The organism is Pseudoalteromonas prydzensis, from assembly GCF_001661495.1.
In the GTDB taxonomy this organism is placed as follows: Bacteria; Pseudomonadota; Gammaproteobacteria; order Enterobacterales; family Alteromonadaceae; genus Pseudoalteromonas; species Pseudoalteromonas prydzensis.
The window spans coordinates 327,741-345,885 of the sequence record NZ_BDDT01000003.1 but is presented as its reverse complement, the minus strand read 5'-3'; the positions used below and the strand labels follow the sequence as shown (position 1 = coordinate 345,885).

Here is an 18,145-nt window from a genome sequence, read left to right as displayed (position 1 = left end):
GTGATAGCGCTTTTTTAATGGTTAAGTACCTTGTTTAATCCTGCTTAATAAACAAGGTACAGACAACACGACTAGTTAATAACCGTAATTATTAGCCGTGTAAATCAAACTCAGCTTCTAAACCCCCAACTAATTCACTGCCATTAATTGTTAAAAACACTGACTAGCTAACTTTGACTTATTAAGCTCATAATCCCCTTTGATAGTTTTAGTTAAAAAATACTGCTATGCAACGTTATCCAGATCTACACATAGTATGATGTGTTCTTTTTAATTGGTAAGTTAATCTGACTTCTTACTAACTTGTTCTTTAGTTCAGCATATTAGTTTATCGATGAATTATAGAAATCGAGTGCCTGCTTAACACTAACCACTGGGTTTTCCCAGTGCTCTAAACCATCATTAATTCTGCTATCCCAGATAATATCATTAGCATGTATGTTAAGACTATTCTTAAGGCCAGCAAAGGCACTTAACATTAATGGGTTTTCCGCGCCTCCGACTGTTATATAGAGCGACAGCGGTATGTTATCTTCTATAGTGAGGCTTCGTTGCGATAAGAATTGCTCAAACTCTTTTACAACTGTCATGTCGTCATACCAAGCAGCCGGACTAAATGCAAAATACCCGTTATGTAACAAAGTATGATTTAAAATTTATACAGCCAATGTTCACTCGCTACATGAGTGAATTTAAAACGGCGAAGTAGTTGCTGGCTTTGGCTATTTTCTGACGCCACTTTCGCCTGTAAATTAGTAATGCTCACATCATTGCCTAACTGCGCAACAACGGCTGTTATATTTGTTAGCATAAATGCTAATGCTTCAGACATAAACCCATCCCCCCAATAATCTACAGACAACTCAAACCCTAACCAAGCACTGCCCTCTGTAATATCATATAAACCAATGCAGCCAATCAAGGTCGACGTATTTAATAAGTACATTCCTAAGCGCAGCGTATTTCCTTCATACATGCCAGTAATATCATCTTGGATCAGTTGTTTTACGTCATTACGTGTAAGTGGCATTGCATAGTCATTATATTGCGCAACTAACGGCTCAGACAAAATAGCCCACAACGCGCTACAGTCCTTATGTTTAATTGGCTTTAATGTAATTCGGCTTAGTGCAAACTCATTGTTCATAAATAAAATTAAATTACGGCTTTAAAGCCCACTATTATTGCCTTAAGATACCGCGCATACAAGTTAATAACACAGCAATCAAATTATGAGCGATGAATTTAAAGTAATACAACCAACAACCACTGTTTATTGCCCTAAGCGTGGTGAAGGCTGGACTTTAACGGGCATAACGAGCATTGATGAGTTTACCTCAGTGATGTTTGATGGTGTACGTTACACATTGCCAGCAAGGGAAATTGTTGAGCAACTACTGCCAAACCAAGCTGCTAGACAAAAACAAGATATAGCAGAATAACTTATCAACAAACAAAAGGAATTAACATTGCGTTAGACAATGACTATTTAACGTCATTAAGAGATCTTAGCCTTTAAGTTAATCCTCATTTGCTTCTATTTCTCTGCTCTTTGTGCAAAAAGTATTTAATTGAATTGTTCACAAAGAGGTTAAGAGACGCTGCGCTTTAGAGTAAAACAAATTTACGCGGTTGGGGAATTACCTAATAGCCATAGTATGTGGTATGACTAGTGAACCGCCCATTTCACTTCCCGCTAATAGGAGGCATATGATGTGGGGTTGGAAAAGACATCCGGCTGCCCGATTAGTTGCCTGACGTTAAGATCTGTTTTAATAATGATAGCGGCACGAAATTATTGTGACAGCCTGATTATCTACTACATAAATAAGTCGATTGGTATCATCAATGCGGCGAGACCAAAAACCTGATAAATTTTCTTTTAGTGGCTCAGGTTTACCAATGCCCTCAAACGGAGAGCGCTTTACATCGTTGATAAGTTTATTGATACGTTTTAGCGTCTTCTTGTCTTGAGTTTGCCAATACAAGTAGTCAGTCCAAGCATCGTCAGTCCAAGACAGTAAACGACTACTCATCAATTAGCTCTCGTGCTGTTGTTTTGCCAGCACGATACTGCGCTATTGAACGATTTAAATGCTCTGCATTTTCAGGTGAACGAAGCAAGTGAACGGTCTCCATAAGGCTATTGTAATAATCTAAAGACATAACCACTGCATCCTCAGAATCACGGCGAGTAATTACTGTTGTATCAGCATCATTAACTACTCCGTCCAAAACAGCTTTAAGACCATTTCTGGCTTCAGTAAAAGATACAATTTTCATCAGAACCTCTACATGTATATTTGATGGAACAAGTATAGGCTTAGAAAATTAACATGTACAGCAAGTTGAACACGTCACATTTATATGGCAGCTAATAAGCCTGTAGAATAATTTGTTTTAAATTTATTTTTATTAGTGGTTTAGCCATGCCAATACTAAGCGCTAAGTTTCCCTCATTTACTTCTCATTCCCTTCTCTTTGTGCAAAAAATTTAGTGAATTATTCACAAAGAGGTTTAGAGACGCTGCGCTTTAGAGTAATAAAGATTCTAGACCCAGAAGTATTTACGCGGCTGGGGACACTACTACCGAATAGCCACGCTTATAACAGTGGATTTAGATCATTGGATCCGCCGTAGGATAAGAATGTGCTACTGGCGGCAATGGCGCTCTTTAGAAAGGTATAGCTCGCACCAAAAGTACGCAGTTTAATGAAACTGGGTGTCAGCGAACGGCTCGCCATAGCCTGCGGTATCACCAGGACCAAAAGTAGGCGCTTGGAAGCGAAGGCCCTTGTAGAAGCTCAAAACCAAAAGGCATTAACATTGCGCTAGGCAATGACTATTTAGCGTCACAAGGTTTAGTGTCATTGAAAGATATTTGGATCAATATTCATTACGGAGATGAACCGCCCATTGCACTTCCAGCTAATAAAAAGCGCATGATGGGTGGTTTTGAGGCTGGAGGAGACCTCCGGCTACCCGATTATATTACTTTTTTAGCCAAGCCTTGGTTGATTTTATGTTGCATATAAATAACATGAAAAATTGATGTAATAAAAGGATTTAACCAAAGGTTGTCGCCTTTATTAGAGCCCGCTATTAAATTAATACGATTACGAACCATGACAATCCAAGTTACATCGAAAGCACTAGATATAGCATGAATACCAATTGAGCTTTTTAGAATCGTAAGATCATGATAATTAGCTAAACCATAAATTAAACTAACTAATGAAATAACGAATAAAACAATGGTTGTTGTAATAAATAAGTTAGATATTTTAAGTTCGGTATGTTGATTGATTTGGCTTGTAAAACGATAGAGCTTATAAATTAAATACGAGCCTATAGTTAGCACACATAAAACCAGAGTCTTAGGTACAGAGTCTTTTTCAAATATATCCGAAAATCCTTTTTTCATTTATTCTCCAGAGCTGAAAGTAGACTGGGTCTATGTAGCAATATAACGAGTAAAAGTCCCGCAGTCTTTGTTTGTTAGGTTTCAGACAATGAGCTGACAGAAGAAACAATGCCATTTTTAATTGTAATTGAAACACCTGGGCATTTAGCATTACTCTCTTCGCAAGAATAATTCAGTTTTCTTTCTAAGAGATTTTTGTTGATGTCATTTACAAATGAAAGTTTACTCCCTCTCGTTAATCCAAAAGCAGCAAAAGCTAAGCACTCCGGATCCCCGACCCTAACTTCAGATTTTGCAGCTCTAATAGCTTGTTTTTTGGTTAGATACCCTAATGCAATTAGTCTATCCATATTTTGTGCCATGAACATATCTTTGTTTAACCACGTCATAGCGCACTCTTTATAAGTGCCTTCACTCTTTTTCAGATTCCAACCACTTTCATATGCACTCTCTGGTGTTACTGAACAAGCGCTCAGTAAAGTTAATACGCATAAAGATAATGTTTTTTTCATAGATTGATATTCCACCATACTTATTTGAAACCTAACGAGCCTATAGAATTACTCGTTTTTAATTTATTTTATTGATGCATTAACCATAGCTGAGTTCCTATTTTGATTCAATCGGTTACTTCGATTTTACGTAAAATATAAAAAGAGGATTTACTGTTGCTTTAATGGGCGTTTTGGAAGGTATGACAGGTGTTTAAGTGGCTTATTTGGAGAGGTAGCAGCTTACCTTTATTAATGCATCGTGTTTTGCAGCTTTTCTATATTATAAACTAAGCAATACAGTTACCATTGGGCATTCACTTTCGTTTGACCGCGTAAAGTTAATTTATTCAGCGAAATTGATCGGAATGAATTTATTTTGGCAAGATAAGTCAGGCTTGACTCCTTACCTAATGAAAGAGCCATAACAATTTACCGTGGGTGAATAATATCTATTAGATCACAGTAACCCTGTGGGTTCAAGGTTAAAAAACAATCAAGTGAAATGTGTAGAACCAGTTCCTAAAAAGAGTAATTCTACAACCTCAACGCTTAACATATGGGGATTTTAGGAGCGCTTTTCCAGCGAGTAAATTCCCACCATGATGTTTTTGTTATATTTTGGTGTCAACAAAGTACTCCTTTACTGGGCTAAAATAGATTAAAGCAACAACAGCACCGCTCATGAGCATCGAGAGATCATAAAGTAAATCCTCTAAGCCACTTGTAACAATTAACCCGCCCATAAAGTATGTTGGTAAAGCCAACACAAAGCTTGCGACATAAATATGCCTTGCCCAAGACTTGAAGAATAATAACCCTGCATAGGAGGCAACAACTGCCACAGCCACTAGAATACCTATTGGCAGCAGCAACATATCAGAAAAATATTGTTCAGGGCTGGCCATCTCAAGTTCAATTATGTAGTCATTAACAATGTCTACGTTTTGACTAGGAAACCAGAAACTTACAACCAAAGCTAAAATAGCAAAGATTACAGAGCTGAATAGAAAAAGTCGGAATTGGTTTTTACTCAAAATCAACCTCTACTGTTACAGACATGCCACACCCCGTACCGTAGCTAAAACTTAAATAATGCTGTTGTGAGCTTTTATTGTCTGTAACGAACCATACTTTAGTAACACCATCATCTTCATATGTACTTAATGTAGCGAAAAACGTTGGTTGTTCGAGATTGCTCACGAATAGTGAGACTGAATCAAAGCGTTGACCATCAATACTTTTTGGCAACTCTGCAATTACGTCGTATGCACCGCTATTCAGAGTAGTTTCTACCTTGAAAAGACTACCGTATTTTTTATTCCACTCTTGCGCTTCTGTATGAAAGCAAGTTGTTGAATTAGCAAAACAGCTAAAAAAACACAATGCAAAAATAGCTCTCAATGTTCAATCCCTAGAAAAATATAACAACTTTGCCTACGACATTTATCGCTTTACAAACCGACAAATGCACATATATTACATTGCATTTATCTTAGCCCTCAAATAAACACCTGTAAATAACTAGTTAACTTCGTCTCATTTTTATAAATGTAGCAATATCCCAAAAAAGTGAAGATCAGTAATATCGGACAAAACAAAATTACTGTATATACATATAGCACATATTAATTATGCCATTTTTCGCTTATAAAGCATTCGGCTCACTGCTTGGTAATTTAGCTCGATGGTTTTAATTTTTGCTGCTGTTGATTATGATGAGCGTATACCCTGCCTTTTTAAATCCATTAAGGTTTTTCCGTCATTTCACTAAGGATTATCTCATGTCTCGCTATAACGAATCTCCAGAGCAAGTTGCACAGGCCACCGAGGGCTATGTGATGCAGCAAACTATGTTGCGTATTAAAGATCCCAAACCGTCGCTGGCATTTTATCAAAACGTATTAGGTATGAAGTTGTTAGGAAAGTATGACTTTCCGGGTATGAAATTTACCCTGTACTTCTTAGGCTATGAGCAAGACTTGCCAGAAGGCGATGATAAAGAAAAAACCCAGTGGGTGTTTCGCCGCCCTGCTTTAATAGAGCTTACTCATAACTGGGGCACTGAAAGCGACGATAGCTTTGCGGGCTATGTTAGCGGTAATGAGGAACCAAAAGGCTTTGGTCATATTGGTATTAGCGTACCCGATGTATACGCGGCGTGTAAGCGCTTTGCAAAATACGATGTGGAGTTTGTGAAAAAACCAGATGATGGCTCAATGAAAGGCCTCGCCTTTATTAAAGACCCCGACGGTTACTGGATTGAAATACTCTCGCCGGAGGGCATTACTGAGATTATTCAATCGCAATAAAAACCATTAAAAATAAAAAAGCCTGCAAATGCAGGCTTTTTGTTTACAAGTACTGTGAAAAACTTGAATTTTTTTAACGACGTAGTGCGTCTATTCGTGCGTCAAGCGGTGGGTGAGATGAAAACAACTCAGCCATGCCTTTACCACTGGCAATACCAAAGGCCATCATTGAGCCTTCTAATTGCGATGGGTGGTTTTGCTTTAATCGCTCAAGGGCTGAACGCATTTTATCTGCGCCTACCAACTGAGCTGCGCCGTTATCGGCTGCAAATTCACGTTTTCGGCTGTAATGGGCAACCACTATGCTTGCCAATACACCAAATAATACTTGGAATAACATATCGAATAAGAAGTAAGTCCAGCTGCTGCCGCCCTCTTCTTCATCGCTATTGATAAAGTTATCTACAATGCCAGCCAGCACTTTCGCGGCAAAAATAACAAAAGTATTAACCACACCTTGAATAAGCGTTAGCGTTACCATGTCGCCATTAGCAACATGCGATACTTCGTGCGCCAGTACGGCTTCTGCTTGATCTTGGCTCATGTTATGTAATAAACCCGTACTTACCGCCACCAACGAATTATTTTTACTTGGGCCGGTTGCAAAGGCGTTCATTTCTGGGCTGTCGTAAATCGCCACTTCTGGCATGTTAATGCCAGCTTTTTTAGCTTGAGCAGCCACAGTGTTTACCAGCCATTGTTCGGTTTCGGTACGAGGTTGGGTGATCACTTGCGCACCGGTTGATTTTTTTGCGATCCATTTCGACATAAATAACGAAATAAACGATCCACCAAAACCAAATACAGTCGCAATTAGTAAAATTCCGCCAAGGCTACGATGGCTTAAGCCCAGCGCACTCATTATGATTGAAAGCACCACACCTAATACCAACATAACCGCGAGGTTAGTTAATAAAAACAAAAATACACGTTTCATACGAGTTCTCCAAAAATAACATTTATTGCTGAGCGATTTACTATGTTTGATCGGCTTTGAGCAATCACTGCGTTATGACACACTATGTCATAACGTCAGCGCTATTCTGTGACAAACTATGTCACAACACAAGGGTTATTTATGGATTTATTGATAATTTTTCAAGCAGGGTTTTATAAATTTGTAATTTAGGGGTTTGCTCTGTGTATGGGCTAATGGCAAGCAGTGGAAATGGTAAACGTGTTTTCAGTGAATCTAGGTTTGCTTGGTATTCATCCATAGTGGCATCAACTTGGTTAGCAATCCAGCCAATGCAATTAACACCCATACTTTGCATATGTGCTGCCGTGAGTAATGCATGATTTATACAGCCTAGTTTCATCCCGACCACTAATATTACTGGCAGTTGCTCTGCTTTTACCCAGTCGTATAAATACTCGTTATTATTAATAGGTAAAGCCCAACCACCCGCGCCTTCTGTAAGCAAGTAATCGGCGCCTTGTTGCTTAACATGTTGATAAGCCATGCTCAGCTTTTCTACTGTTATGTTTATACCCGCTTGCTCTGCAGCTATGTGGGGAGCTATTGGCGGCGCAAATGCAAATGGGTTAATTATGTCGTATTTAGCGCTGACTGTGGCACTTTCCATTAGCATTAGCGCATCGGCGTTTACGAGCTGCTCAAACGCCATTTCACACCCAGAGGCAATCGGCTTAAAACCTATTGCGCGCTTTTTATGTTGTGCGAGTAACTTTAACAGCAAACTGGTTACATGAGTTTTACCGGCGTCGGTATCGGTACCGGTAATAAAAAACTGGTTCATGGCATGGCCTTATTATTTTTACTGGGCTTTTTCTAATGATAACAATACTACATGGTAAGATACATGGGCTTTATTGTTTACAAGCGGATAGGCATCACAGACTTTTTTTAGTGCTGATTTAGTTAATAAACCACGACGACTTGTTGCATGATTTTGTGTGGTGGCACCAATGGCTTTAATCGATTTTATAGCCGCTAATGCACTGCTGTGTTGATCGGTATAAATGACTTTTTTTGAGGCGTTGATCTTAAACCCTGCCTTTTCGACCGATTGGTTTATATTATTATGGCTTGCAAACTGATTAATATGATTATGTGAATCAAGCGCTGCAAAGGCGGTTTTTATTTCGTTTAATGACCCTGCAACAACCGTACTAATATAGGCTTGCCCGCCTGGTTTTAATGCTTGGTAAAGCGAGTGCATTAAGATTTCAAAATTAGCAGACCACTGCAGCGCAAAATTACTAAATAGCACATCAATACTGTTAGCTTGCAGCGGTAAGTTATCCATATCGGCGCACAGTTTAGGGGTGTTTAAATTACTGCTTTTTAGCATGTTAAAACTTAAATCTATGGCAACAACTTGGCCAAATAATGCCTTTAAAGCCTGACTATTTACAAGCGGCCCTGCGCCTAGGTCAACACAGAGCTTTTTAGGGTTTGCACTAATAAGTTTAAATAAATCATTTGCCGCTTGTTTTTGCACATTGGCATGCTGGCTGTAACTATTTGCTGCTTTTGAAAAGTTATGCGCTGTGGTTTTTTTTAAAGCCTGAGTAGCTAAATACACTGTAGTGGGGCTAAGTGGCTTAGTTTTAATTGCCTGCGGGCTTATCATGAAATGACCTTTTGTAAACTACCAACGAGCTGTTTTATATCGTCATGGGTGTGGGCTGCACTTAAGGTAATACGCAAACGCGAGGTATTGTGTAAAACGGTTGGCGGGCGAATAGCCGTTAGCCAAATACCTTGCTGCTTTAATTGCTCACTGGCTTTTAACGTTTGCTCAGCGCAGCCTAAAACGATTGGCTGAATCGCGGTATTGGAGTCCATTAGTGCAATGTGCTGCTCTTTTGCTAAGCGTTTAAACAGCGCAATATTGGCGTTTAATTTAGCTCGCTTATCGTTAGCGTCTCTTATGCTTTTAATACGCGCCAAAGTATGAGAGGCAATAAACGGTGACATAGCGGTTGAATAAGTATAATCACGATTAAACTGCAGCATGTACTCTATAAAATGCTGCGAGCCTAATACGCACGCCCCGCTACTAGCAACCGCTTTACCAAAGGTGATCACTAAAATATCAGGCATACACGCTTCATTTATTAATGACTCACAACTACCCAGCCCGGTTTTACCCAGCACACCAAAACCATGAGCGTCGTCTATCATTAACCAGGCATTATGCTGTTTTGCTAAGGCGAATAGCGCTTTAATTGGCGCGATATCGCCATCCATCGAGAACACGCCCTCTGAAATGATTAGCTTATTGCGCGCTTTTGATTTCTCTAATCGTGAACGTAAATGGTTTATATCGTTATGGTTAAAGCGTATTAAAGCTGCGTTGGCGTGTAATGCACCATCAATTAAACTGGCATGGTTTAACTTATCTTGAAAAATAGCACTGTGTTGCGCCGTCGCTTTATCTTGAAACAACGCCTTAATAACACTGCTATTTGCGCTGAAGCCTGAATTAAACAGCATGCCAGCTTGATAACCCAAAGCACTACATAAAGCTTGCTCAAGCGCTTGCTGTGGTTGTTGATAACCCGTAACTAATGCTGAGCTGTGGCTACCTAACAATGGCGCGCTGGTTAACTCCACCGGTGAATCACCAAACCCTAAGTAATCGTTACTCGCAAAGTTAAGGTAGCTTTTATCATTAACCGTGATTGTGCGCGCCGTTGCGCTTTGTACTACATAGCGTTTACGCAGTAGCTGCTCTGCTTTGCGTTCATCTAAATGGGTGTTTATAAATTCAAATGACATAAATGCCTCTAACCTTCAACGCGATACTTTAAACCATTACCCTATTACTGAGCGCTTTAGGCTTCGTAAAACATCTCTGAGGTTGCTTTATCTGCTACCGCTGACGATAACGACGCTTCATAGGCTTCGTCTGAATAATCGTGGCGTTTTTCAGGGTTCATGCCTAATTTTTTAATCAACTTCATATCCGCATCGGCTTCTGGGTTTTCTGTGGTTAATAGTTTATCACCATAGAAAATTGAATTTGCACCGGCAAAAAAGCACATTGATTGCATTTGTTCATTCATCGCATTACGCCCTGCTGATAACCGTACATAACTGTGTGGCATCATAATACGCGCTGTGGCAATGGTACGAATAAACTCAAAGTGATCTAAATCGTCAACATTTTCCAGTGGCGTACCTTTTACTTTTACCAGCATATTAATTGGCACACTCTCTGGTTGTTGCGGTAGATTAGCTAGCTGCATTAATAAACCAAAACGATCGGCAGCTTGTTCACCCATACCAACAATACCGCCTGAGCACACTTTCATACCGGCATCGCGCACATTACCGATTGTATCAAGACGATCTTGAAACGTACGGGTAGTGATAATTTGCTCGTAATATTCTGGCGAGGTATCGAGGTTATGATTGTAATAATCAAGGCCGGCATCGCGCAGTACATGGGCTTTTTGATTATCCAGCATACCTAGTGTCATACAGGTTTCCAGGCCAAGCTCTTTCACTTCTTTCACCATTTGCGAAATATACGGCATGTCTCTGTCTTTAGGGTCCGACCATGCAGCCCCCATGCAAAAGCGAGTCGCGCCTTTTTGTTTTGCTAACCGCGCTTGTTCAACCACTTTTTCTACTTCTAGCAGACGTTCGCGTTCTAAATCAGTTTTATAGTGACCCGATTGCGGGCAATATTTACAGTCTTCTGGGCAGGCGCCTGTTTTAATTGACAGTAAAGTCGATATTTGCACTTCATTAGGATTAAAATTAGCACGATGTACCGACGCGGCCTTAAACAATAAATCGTTAAACGGCATTTCAAATAAGGCTTTTACTTGTTGATGTGTCCAATCGTGGCGAACAGCTGCAAACTCCATAACTCTCTCTTTTTATTTTTCATGACGGTGATATTGGCTTAGTCTACGACTTGCCGTAACATTGTCAACGAACTCAACCAGCATTAAGTTTACCAATGAATAAAAAACACACGATAGACCTTGATTTTGACCGCCAGCACATATGGCACCCTTATACATCGATGACCCAACCTTTGCCTGTGTACCCTGTTAGTCACACCCAAGATAATCGTATTTTCTTAGCCACGGGTGAAGTGCTCATAGATGGTATGGCTTCTTGGTGGAGCGCCATCCATGGTTATGGCCACCCGGTATTAAAAAATGCCGCGATCGAGCAAGTTGATAAAATGAGTCATGTGATGTTTGGCGGGCTAACCCACGCGCCTGCAGTAGAGCTGTGTAAAAAGCTCGTCGCAATCACACCAAGCAAATTACAAAAAGTGTTTTTAGCGGATAGCGGCTCAGTGTGTGTTGAAGTGGCGATAAAAATGGCGTTGCAGTACTGGCTCAGCCAAGGTATCACCAGCAAGCAAAAACTAATAACGCCGTTAAAAGGCTATCATGGCGATACCTTTGCAGCGATGAGTGTATGTGATCCTATCAACTCAATGCACTCACTATACCAAGGGTTTTTACCCGAGCATGTATTTGTGCCAGCGCCAGTAAGCCAATTTAGCCAAACCTTTGATCAGCAAGAAGCACAACGACTTACTGAGTATTTCGCACAGCATCATCAACACATAGCAGCGTTTATTATTGAACCAATCGTGCAAAATGCCGGTGGCATGAACTTTTATCACCCTGAGTATTTAAAAACCGTGCGTAAGTTATGCACAGAATATGACGTACTGTTAATTTGTGACGAAATAGCCACTGGATTTGGCCGTACTGGTAAGTTATTTGCTGTAGAACATGCAGATATAGAACCTGATATTTTATGTATTGGCAAAGCACTCACAGGTGGCATGATGACCTTATCAGCCACCTTAACCACAGATAAGATAGCCATTGGTATCAGCGAAGGTGAAGCCGGTGTATTAATGCATGGGCCAACCTTTATGGGTAACCCACTGGCCTGTGCAGTGGCTTGTGCAAGTATTGATTTATTAATTGAACAAGATTGGCAAGCGCAAATAACTCATTTAAACGATGCGCTGCAAGCATTACAGCGTTGCAGTGAGCTTGAGCAGGTTGTTGAGGTAAGAACACTTGGCGCAATTGGTGTGGTTGAACTAGATACTGTAATAGATGTTGCCAAGATCCAAGCTTTCTTCATCAGCCAAAATGTCTGGATCCGCCCATTTGGTAAGCTTATCTATTTAATGCCACCGTATATAAGCAGCGAGCAAGATATAACCATGTTGGCAAATGCGATTTATAACGCAATTGCAGGCAACCATTACTGAGCACCTCTAACTGATAAAGCCAGCACCCAAACTACAACCAGTTTGGGTGAGTGTTACCACTCAAACATGTAAGCCATTTTGCTGATCATTTTTAATGGAATATTATGACTATTACGCTTGGCGTAAAGGTGTTGCATTGATTTATCTTTCACTTCACCCACTATCACTTCTTTAACTTGGTAGCCCAGTGCAACCGCAGCTTGGCTATAAGCAATAAATTCCCATTTTTTGATGTTAGTATTATCAACAATAATAAGTGGGATTTCTTGCGCTAACGCATTTATAAAACGGGCTAAATTTAAATTGTGGTATTGCGACAGTTTGAACTTATCAAACTGATAGTCACCTTGTTCATTATAAAAATAATCATCGGTCGAACAAATTAAGTATTGGCTTGGATCGCCCGCTACCATTTCATCAGCTAGGTTTTGCGCATAATAAGACTTACCGCACCCTGGTAAACCACGTAAAATAAAGACTTGTTTCATAATACCTATATGTTTAGCAAGTTAGTTTAAATATCGTAATTTCACATAATGCCACAAAACCGGTTTTGATCGCAGTGAAAATCACCTTTAAATTATGATCTAAGTTGTTTTTTATCACGAAAAATTAAAGTGACGGGTTTTTAACGACAAAAAATCATAAAAATGCAAAAGAATAAGCAAAGAGTTACCTTTGAATGTTTTTTTATTTTACATTCAAAGGTAAGATACACCGTTCAAGTGCAATAGCGCACATATTAATGTAGGCAACTTATATCATTGGAGTGAAGATGAGCCACTTAGCGATTTCAGAGCTATTAAAAGGCAAGGTTGCGGTAGACAGCCAAGTAACAATTAAAGGCTGGATCCGTACACGCCGCGATTCAAAAGCAGGAATTTCATTTTTAGCCGTTCATGACGGTTCGTGTTTTGATCCTATTCAGGCGGTAGTACCTAATTCACTTAATAATTATGATGAAGTTACTAGCCTAACAGCCGGTTGCTCTGTGTCAGTTACCGGTGTTTTAGTACAATCAGCAGGCCAAGGTCAATCTTTCGAAATTCAAGCAAATAGCGTACAGGTACTTGGCTGGGTAGAAAACCCAGATTCATACCCAATGTCGGCAAAACGCCACAGCATTGAGTATTTACGTGAGCACGCTCACCTTCGCCCACGTACCAATATGATTGGTGCGGTAACACGCGTACGTAACTGTTTAGCGCAAGCTATTCACCGTTTCTACCATGAGCAAGGTTATTACTGGATCAGCACGCCTATCATCACTGCAAGTGACTGTGAAGGTGCGGGCGAAATGTTCCGCGTATCAACACTTGATATGCAAAACCTGCCGCGTACTGATAAAGGCGATGTTGATTACAGCGAAGATTTCTTCGGTAAAGAAGCATTCCTAACGGTATCAGGTCAGTTAAATGGTGAGACTTACGCCTCAGCAATGTCAAAAATTTATACCTTTGGCCCTACTTTCCGTGCAGAAAACTCAAATACTTCACGCCACTTGGCAGAGTTTTGGATGGTCGAGCCGGAAGTTGCTTTCGCCGATTTAGAAGATATCGCCAAATTGGCTGAAAACATGCTGAAGTATGTGTTCAAAGCGGTACTTGAAGAACGCCGTGACGATATGGAGTTTTTTGCGCAACGCGTTGAGAAAACAGCCATTACCCGTCTTGAAGAATTTGTTGAGAAAGACTTTGCACAAGTTGATTACACTGATGCAGTCGAAATTCTTAAAAGCTGTGGTAAGAAATTTGAATACGCCGTTGAATGGGGTGTTGACTTACAATCTGAGCACGAGCGTTACTTAGCAGAAGAGCACTTTAAAGCACCAGTAGTTATTAAAAACTACCCACGTGATATTAAAGCATTCTACATGCGCCAAAATGAAGACGGCAAAACCGTTGCTGCAATGGATGTTGTAGCACCAGGTATTGGTGAAATCATTGGTGGTTCACAACGTGAAGAACGCCTTGATGTACTTGATGCGCGCTTAGAAGAAATGGGCTTAAACAAAGAAGACTACAGCTGGTACCGTGATCTGCGTAAATACGGCACTGTACCACACTCAGGTTTTGGCCTAGGTTTTGAACGTTTAGTTGCCTATGTAACAGGTATGGGTAACGTGCGTGACGTAATCGCCTTCCCTCGTACTAAAGGCAGTGCAACTTACTAAAATTAGCGAATGCTAATTTGCTATAAAAGCCAACCTTAGGGTTGGCTTTTTTAATGGCAAACTTTTAACCATATAAGACCTTTTAGTAATTGATTTTGTCTGTTTTATATTCAAGACTAAAAATTACAATAAAAAAAGGCCAATGGCATGAATCTAAACTCACTGTTTTATATATTCTTCTATTTCACTATTGCGGCACTGTATTTTTTTGCACAGCTCACTTTACCAAGCCTAGTAATACTTACGGCATTAAGCGTATTAATGTTTTTTAGGGAAAAGCTTTTTGCTAAAAAAACTCACACAGAGCCAGACACTCAGTTACAAGCCGCTATTACACAAGTTGCAGATAACATAACAAAGGCAACATCAACCAATGCAATTGGCGCAGCAGAAGTGGCGTTTTATATTGATAGTTTAGCCAAAGAAATTGACGGCTGTTATAGCGAAAGTGAATCCGTAAGCCAAGCAACCCAAGCGTTATCTCACAATAGTAGCGAGCTGACTAATAACATAACCACAGTTAGCCAAGCCATGATACAAACATCACAAGCATCTACCTCTGCTGATCAACGCCTGCAGTTGGCCACAGAACAAATAGATTCATTATCAAGCTCAATCGACAAAGTGTCTAAACAACTCGATCTATTATTAAAAAGTGCCACTGATATTCAAAGTATTACCCAAGTTATTCAAACCATCGCAGAGCAAACCAACCTACTTGCATTAAATGCAGCCATTGAAGCGGCACGCGCAGGAGAACAAGGCAGAGGTTTTGCGGTGGTTGCCGATGAAGTACGTAATCTTGCCAATAAAACCAATCAAGCGACTAAACAAATTGCTGATATGTTGACTGAAATAAATGCTAATAGTATGCAAACAAATGACGATATGAAGCAAGTATCAACCCGCAGTGAGTCAGTAAAGCAACAACTAGAGAATGTCACTCAATCATTTTTAGCAATCAATCACGATATTAGTGAGTCATCTTCAACACTTGAGAACATGCAGCAAGCAGTCAGTGCTTTTCAAAATGCAACCACACAAATTAATACCTCAGTGGTTAGTATTAGCCACCTACTCGCCGAAGTGTCTACAAAAAGTACTTCAATCTCAGATCAAGCCTCTAATTTATCACTGGGATCAGAAACTATTTTTAGAGAGCTTAATAAAGTCGAACATAACGCATTCTTTAAACCTATTTTAGCCGCGGCACTTGAGGCCAGCTCTGCCATTTCAATTAAATTTACCGAGCTACTAGCAACATCACAACTGAGCGAAAAGCAGTTGTTTTCTCAAGATTACAGAGAAATACCTAATACAAACCCGACTAAATACAGTACCGACTACGACAGCTTAACCGATAAAGTTTTACCGCCAATTCAAGAACCGATCCTTGAAAATAAACAAATCCTGTTTGCCGGTGCAGTCGACAAAAAAGGCTACTTCCCTACCCACAATAAGCGCTACAGCCAGCCACTAACCGGCAACTACCAGCAAGATTTAGTAAACAACCGCACTAAACGTATTTTCAACGATGCCACCGGCAGCCGCTGTGGCAGCCATACCGAGAGCTTTTTATTACAAACCTACAAACGTGATACCGGTGAAATTTTACATGACTTATCGGTACCCATTTATGTAAATGGCAAACACTGGGGCGGTTTTAGAATTGGGTTTAAAAGTAGTTGAAATTAAGCTGTAAGCCTTAAGCGGTAAGCGGTAACAGCGTTAACAGCGTTAACAGCGTTAAACGTATCATCGTGGGTTGTGATTGAGAGCAACAAAACCCAAGCTTAAAAAATTAATAACAGCTTGGAGCGATTAGCGGTTATTGGGATTGGTTAAATATAAGTTAATTGAATGGTCAAACTGCTCTTCGCGCATATATTCATGAAAATGAGCGACACGCGCATATTGCTCTATTTAACTTACCTTTAAAGCTTTAAAAAACTTAGTGGTAGTAATGCGTTAGGTTATTTGTTAAAACTGTATAAATAAGCGTTCCGCCGGCAAAAATATCCGCGATGAGCGCACTAGTAAATGTTACATTTATCAAGGAAGCTAGGCTACATGGCAAAAATAAATCCTTTCAAACCAAATAGTCCGGTTCCTCCGGGTATGTTTGCCGGCCGGCTAGCCGAAATCGAAGCCCTCGAAATGGGCTTCATCAAACTAAGCACGGCAATAGTTCAAATTTTCTGATTACTGGTGAGAGAGGAATAGGTAAATCCTCTCTCATCGGTTATATAAAACCAACCGCACAAGGGCTTATCAAAAGCTCTGATTACGACAATTTCAACTTTATTGTTGTTAATACAGTCATATCCAATAAATCGACGCTTATTAGTTTTATCAAACTTCTTGAACGTAATCTAAAAAGAGAACTGGAAAAAATAGGTAAAGCTGAAAAAGTAAGAGCTTTTTTCAGTGATACGTGGTCATTTGTTCAAAGATTGAAAATCATGGACTCCGGTATTGACAAAGCCCAAGCAAGTGATGATTTAGATCTTATTATTGACGATTTTTCCTACTCTTTAGCAGAAACGTCAAAACGGATCACCAATCCCGAAAATGGCGAAATAGCAAAGGATGGAATCCTGATTGTTGTGGACGAAGCAGATAATGCATGTCCAGATTTGCATATTGGTTATTTCTTCAAAGTAGTAACAGAGCTCTTGCAGCAAAACGGTTGTGAAAACGTAATGTTTATTGTTGCAGGGTTACCAGATGTTGTTGAGAAACTAACAGTCTCGCATGAGTCATCAATGCGAGTTTTCACTCAGTTGGTCATCAAAGAGTTAAAGCCTGATGATCGAAAATATGTAGTGAATCGCGGCTTGGAAGTGTGTAATGAACATAATGATGAACAAACAACCATATCCACAGATGCTAGAAATATGATTTCAACCCTTTCTGAAGGATATCCTCATTTCATTCAGCAGTTCTCCTATTCAGCATTTGAAGCGAATACAGATGGAGAAATAAGTGAAGACGATGTAGGCACAGGTGCATTCAGGCAAGGTGGTGCACTAGATGCAATAGGCTCTAGATATTATCAGAGCTTATATAACGAACAAATAAAATCTGATGAGTATCGTGAAGTTCTTGAAATAATGGCAGAAAACATGAATTCGTGGATTAAAAAGAGTGATATCCGTGATAAATTTTCCGGCAACGACCATACGGTAAGCGATGCACTGAAAGCACTTACCACAAGAAAAATCATCCTTAAAAACCCATCAAAGCTCGGTGAGTATCGCCTTCAACATAAAGGATTCGCTCTCTGGATTAAGTTATTTGGCCGCAGAAAAAATGTAACAAGTCAAAGTACTCCGACGCAGTAAACTGCGCCGGTGTTGGAATCGTTAGATTTCTATGGCTCTATAACATAAGGAAAAATCTAAAGTGACAAATCGAATAATAGTTACATCGCAGGGACAAGTTACTAGTGGAGTAGATCAATTTACAAACGGCTTGACTACTTATCTAGGGGAGCTTGGCTTACCAACTAGTC

21 protein-coding genes and 1 pseudogene are annotated in these 18,145 nt (G+C 39.9%); 7 read left to right on the top strand and 15 right to left on the bottom strand.

All coding sequences use genetic code 11. The features are described from left to right. Positions 1–323 precede the first annotated feature (323 nt). The gene (locus tag A7968_RS08885; RefSeq protein ID WP_064666226.1) at positions 324–590 is read right to left on the bottom strand and encodes a hypothetical protein; all 267 of its coding nucleotides are present in this window, start codon (positions 588–590) and stop codon (positions 324–326) included. Between the two features lie 59 nt (positions 591–649). Continuing rightward, positions 650–1,147 (bottom strand): GNAT family N-acetyltransferase, encoded by a 498-nt coding sequence (locus A7968_RS08880; protein WP_064666225.1) that lies wholly within the window; start codon positions 1,145–1,147, stop codon positions 650–652. 85 nt (positions 1,148–1,232) lie between these two features. Here A7968_RS08880 and A7968_RS08875 point away from each other — a divergent pair, with 85 nt between their 5' ends. Then, positions 1,233–1,442 (top strand): hypothetical protein, encoded by a 210-nt coding sequence (locus A7968_RS08875; RefSeq protein ID WP_064666224.1) that lies wholly within the window; start codon positions 1,233–1,235, stop codon positions 1,440–1,442. Positions 1,443–1,772: 330 nt separating this feature from the next. On the opposite strand, the gene A7968_RS08870 is transcribed toward A7968_RS08875, so the two are convergent. Next, positions 1,773–2,036, bottom strand: coding sequence for a Txe/YoeB family addiction module toxin (locus A7968_RS08870; RefSeq protein WP_064666223.1), 264 nt, complete (start codon positions 2,034–2,036; stop codon positions 1,773–1,775). Continuing rightward, positions 2,029–2,283, bottom strand: coding sequence for a type II toxin-antitoxin system Phd/YefM family antitoxin (locus A7968_RS08865; RefSeq protein ID WP_064666222.1), 255 nt, complete (start codon positions 2,281–2,283; stop codon positions 2,029–2,031). Before A7968_RS08865 ends, A7968_RS08870 begins: the two co-directional genes overlap by 8 nt. A 329-nt stretch (positions 2,284–2,612) precedes the next feature. Here A7968_RS08865 and A7968_RS23535 point away from each other — a divergent pair, with 329 nt between their 5' ends. Further along, positions 2,613–2,714, top strand: coding sequence for a group II intron maturase-specific domain-containing protein (locus A7968_RS23535; RefSeq protein WP_244270405.1), 102 nt, complete (start codon positions 2,613–2,615; stop codon positions 2,712–2,714). Between the two features lie 273 nt (positions 2,715–2,987). On the opposite strand, the gene A7968_RS08860 is transcribed toward A7968_RS23535, so the two are convergent. From A7968_RS08860 to A7968_RS08845, 5 genes and pseudogenes are all read right to left on the bottom strand, one after another. Next, positions 2,988–3,425 carry a hypothetical protein gene (locus tag A7968_RS08860; protein ID WP_064666221.1) on the bottom strand — a complete coding sequence of 146 codons (438 nt, stop codon included), beginning with the start codon at positions 3,423–3,425 and terminating at the stop codon, positions 2,988–2,990. A gap of 74 nt (positions 3,426–3,499) precedes the next feature. After that, on the bottom strand, positions 3,500–3,937 hold the full coding sequence (locus A7968_RS08855; protein WP_157586695.1) for a hypothetical protein: 438 nt from the start codon (positions 3,935–3,937) through the stop codon (positions 3,500–3,502). A 231-nt stretch (positions 3,938–4,168) separates the two neighbouring features. Continuing rightward, positions 4,169–4,270 (bottom strand): annotated as a pseudogene (locus A7968_RS23890) (transposase); the annotation flags it as partial. 260 nt (positions 4,271–4,530) lie between these two features. Then, on the bottom strand, positions 4,531–4,953 hold the full coding sequence (locus tag A7968_RS08850) for a hypothetical protein (protein WP_064666219.1): 423 nt from the start codon (positions 4,951–4,953) through the stop codon (positions 4,531–4,533). Further along, positions 4,946–5,320 (bottom strand): hypothetical protein, encoded by a 375-nt coding sequence (locus A7968_RS08845; RefSeq protein ID WP_064666218.1) that lies wholly within the window; start codon positions 5,318–5,320, stop codon positions 4,946–4,948. Before A7968_RS08845 ends, A7968_RS08850 begins: the two co-directional genes overlap by 8 nt. A 380-nt stretch (positions 5,321–5,700) precedes the next feature. On the opposite strand from A7968_RS08845, the gene gloA reads away from it, so the two are divergent. Next, positions 5,701–6,228, top strand: coding sequence for a lactoylglutathione lyase (gloA, locus tag A7968_RS08840; protein ID WP_064666217.1), 528 nt, complete (start codon positions 5,701–5,703; stop codon positions 6,226–6,228). A 73-nt stretch (positions 6,229–6,301) separates the two neighbouring features. Here gloA and htpX read toward each other — a convergent pair whose 3' ends face one another. From htpX to bioB, 5 genes are all read right to left on the bottom strand, one after another. Continuing rightward, entirely contained in the window at positions 6,302–7,165 is an 864-nt protein-coding gene (gene htpX / locus A7968_RS08835; RefSeq protein ID WP_064666216.1) for a protease HtpX, read from the bottom strand. A 139-nt stretch (positions 7,166–7,304) separates the two neighbouring features. Next, positions 7,305–7,988, bottom strand: a complete 684-nt coding sequence (bioD, locus tag A7968_RS08830; RefSeq protein WP_064666215.1) for a dethiobiotin synthase — start codon at positions 7,986–7,988, stop codon at positions 7,305–7,307. 18 nt (positions 7,989–8,006) lie between these two features. Continuing rightward, positions 8,007–8,825: a methyltransferase domain-containing protein gene (locus A7968_RS08825; RefSeq protein WP_064666214.1), complete on the bottom strand. Its 819-nt coding sequence runs from the start codon at positions 8,823–8,825 to the stop codon at positions 8,007–8,009. Then, entirely contained in the window at positions 8,822–9,976 is a 1,155-nt protein-coding gene (locus A7968_RS08820) for an aminotransferase class I/II-fold pyridoxal phosphate-dependent enzyme (RefSeq protein WP_064666213.1), read from the bottom strand. Before A7968_RS08820 ends, A7968_RS08825 begins: the two co-directional genes overlap by 4 nt. A gap of 56 nt (positions 9,977–10,032) precedes the next feature. Next, positions 10,033–11,073 carry a biotin synthase BioB gene (bioB, locus tag A7968_RS08815; RefSeq protein ID WP_064666212.1) on the bottom strand — a complete coding sequence of 347 codons (1,041 nt, stop codon included), beginning with the start codon at positions 11,071–11,073 and terminating at the stop codon, positions 10,033–10,035. Between the two features lie 95 nt (positions 11,074–11,168). Here bioB and bioA point away from each other — a divergent pair, with 95 nt between their 5' ends. Beyond that, positions 11,169–12,458 carry an adenosylmethionine--8-amino-7-oxononanoate transaminase gene (bioA, locus tag A7968_RS08810; RefSeq protein WP_064666211.1) on the top strand — a complete coding sequence of 430 codons (1,290 nt, stop codon included), beginning with the start codon at positions 11,169–11,171 and terminating at the stop codon, positions 12,456–12,458. A gap of 53 nt (positions 12,459–12,511) precedes the next feature. Here bioA and A7968_RS08805 read toward each other — a convergent pair whose 3' ends face one another. Next, entirely contained in the window at positions 12,512–12,946 is a 435-nt protein-coding gene (locus tag A7968_RS08805; RefSeq protein WP_064666210.1) for an AAA family ATPase, read from the bottom strand. Between the two features lie 287 nt (positions 12,947–13,233). On the opposite strand from A7968_RS08805, the gene asnS reads away from it, so the two are divergent. The 3 genes from asnS (at position 13,234) to A7968_RS08790 (ending at position 17,975) form a co-directional block, all read left to right on the top strand. Next, on the top strand, positions 13,234–14,631 hold the full coding sequence (gene asnS / locus A7968_RS08800) for an asparagine--tRNA ligase (protein WP_064666209.1): 1,398 nt from the start codon (positions 13,234–13,236) through the stop codon (positions 14,629–14,631). Between the two features lie 147 nt (positions 14,632–14,778). After that, complete coding sequence (locus A7968_RS08795) at positions 14,779–16,320, top strand: methyl-accepting chemotaxis protein (RefSeq protein WP_064666208.1); 1,542 nt, start codon at positions 14,779–14,781, stop codon at positions 16,318–16,320. 773 nt (positions 16,321–17,093) lie between these two features. Next, a complete protein-coding gene (locus A7968_RS08790; RefSeq protein WP_064666207.1) occupies positions 17,094–17,975 on the top strand; it encodes a hypothetical protein in 882 nt (293 codons plus the stop codon). The last annotated feature ends 170 nt before the right edge of the window (positions 17,976–18,145 follow it).

Bases quoted from the DNA above. Each gene is read 5' to 3' on its own strand.
- asnS (WP_064666209.1), top strand. From the start codon at position 13,234: ATGAGCCACTTAGCGATTTCAGAGCTATTAAAAGGCAAGGTTGCGGTA.
- A7968_RS08880 (WP_064666225.1), bottom strand. From the start codon at position 1,147: ATGAACAATGAGTTTGCACTAAGCCGAATTACATTAAAGCCAATTAAA.
- bioA (WP_064666211.1), top strand. From the start codon at position 11,169: ATGAATAAAAAACACACGATAGACCTTGATTTTGACCGCCAGCACATA.
- bioB (WP_064666212.1), bottom strand. From the start codon at position 11,073: ATGGAGTTTGCAGCTGTTCGCCACGATTGGACACATCAACAAGTAAAA.
- A7968_RS08820 (WP_064666213.1), bottom strand. From the start codon at position 9,976: ATGTCATTTGAATTTATAAACACCCATTTAGATGAACGCAAAGCAGAG.
- A7968_RS08885 (WP_064666226.1), bottom strand. From the start codon at position 590: ATGACAGTTGTAAAAGAGTTTGAGCAATTCTTATCGCAACGAAGCCTC.
- A7968_RS08805 (WP_064666210.1), bottom strand. From the start codon at position 12,946: ATGAAACAAGTCTTTATTTTACGTGGTTTACCAGGGTGCGGTAAGTCT.
- A7968_RS08795 (WP_064666208.1), top strand. From the start codon at position 14,779: ATGAATCTAAACTCACTGTTTTATATATTCTTCTATTTCACTATTGCG.
- A7968_RS08860 (WP_064666221.1), bottom strand. From the start codon at position 3,425: ATGAAAAAAGGATTTTCGGATATATTTGAAAAAGACTCTGTACCTAAG.
- gloA (WP_064666217.1), top strand. From the start codon at position 5,701: ATGTCTCGCTATAACGAATCTCCAGAGCAAGTTGCACAGGCCACCGAG.
- A7968_RS08875 (WP_064666224.1), top strand. From the start codon at position 1,233: ATGAGCGATGAATTTAAAGTAATACAACCAACAACCACTGTTTATTGC.
- A7968_RS08790 (WP_064666207.1), top strand. From the start codon at position 17,094: ATGGACTCCGGTATTGACAAAGCCCAAGCAAGTGATGATTTAGATCTT.
- A7968_RS08870 (WP_064666223.1), bottom strand. From the start codon at position 2,036: ATGAGTAGTCGTTTACTGTCTTGGACTGACGATGCTTGGACTGACTAC.
- A7968_RS08825 (WP_064666214.1), bottom strand. From the start codon at position 8,825: ATGATAAGCCCGCAGGCAATTAAAACTAAGCCACTTAGCCCCACTACA.
- A7968_RS08855 (WP_157586695.1), bottom strand. From the start codon at position 3,937: ATGAAAAAAACATTATCTTTATGCGTATTAACTTTACTGAGCGCTTGT.
- A7968_RS08865 (WP_064666222.1), bottom strand. From the start codon at position 2,283: ATGAAAATTGTATCTTTTACTGAAGCCAGAAATGGTCTTAAAGCTGTT.
- bioD (WP_064666215.1), bottom strand. From the start codon at position 7,988: ATGAACCAGTTTTTTATTACCGGTACCGATACCGACGCCGGTAAAACT.
- htpX (WP_064666216.1), bottom strand. From the start codon at position 7,165: ATGAAACGTGTATTTTTGTTTTTATTAACTAACCTCGCGGTTATGTTG.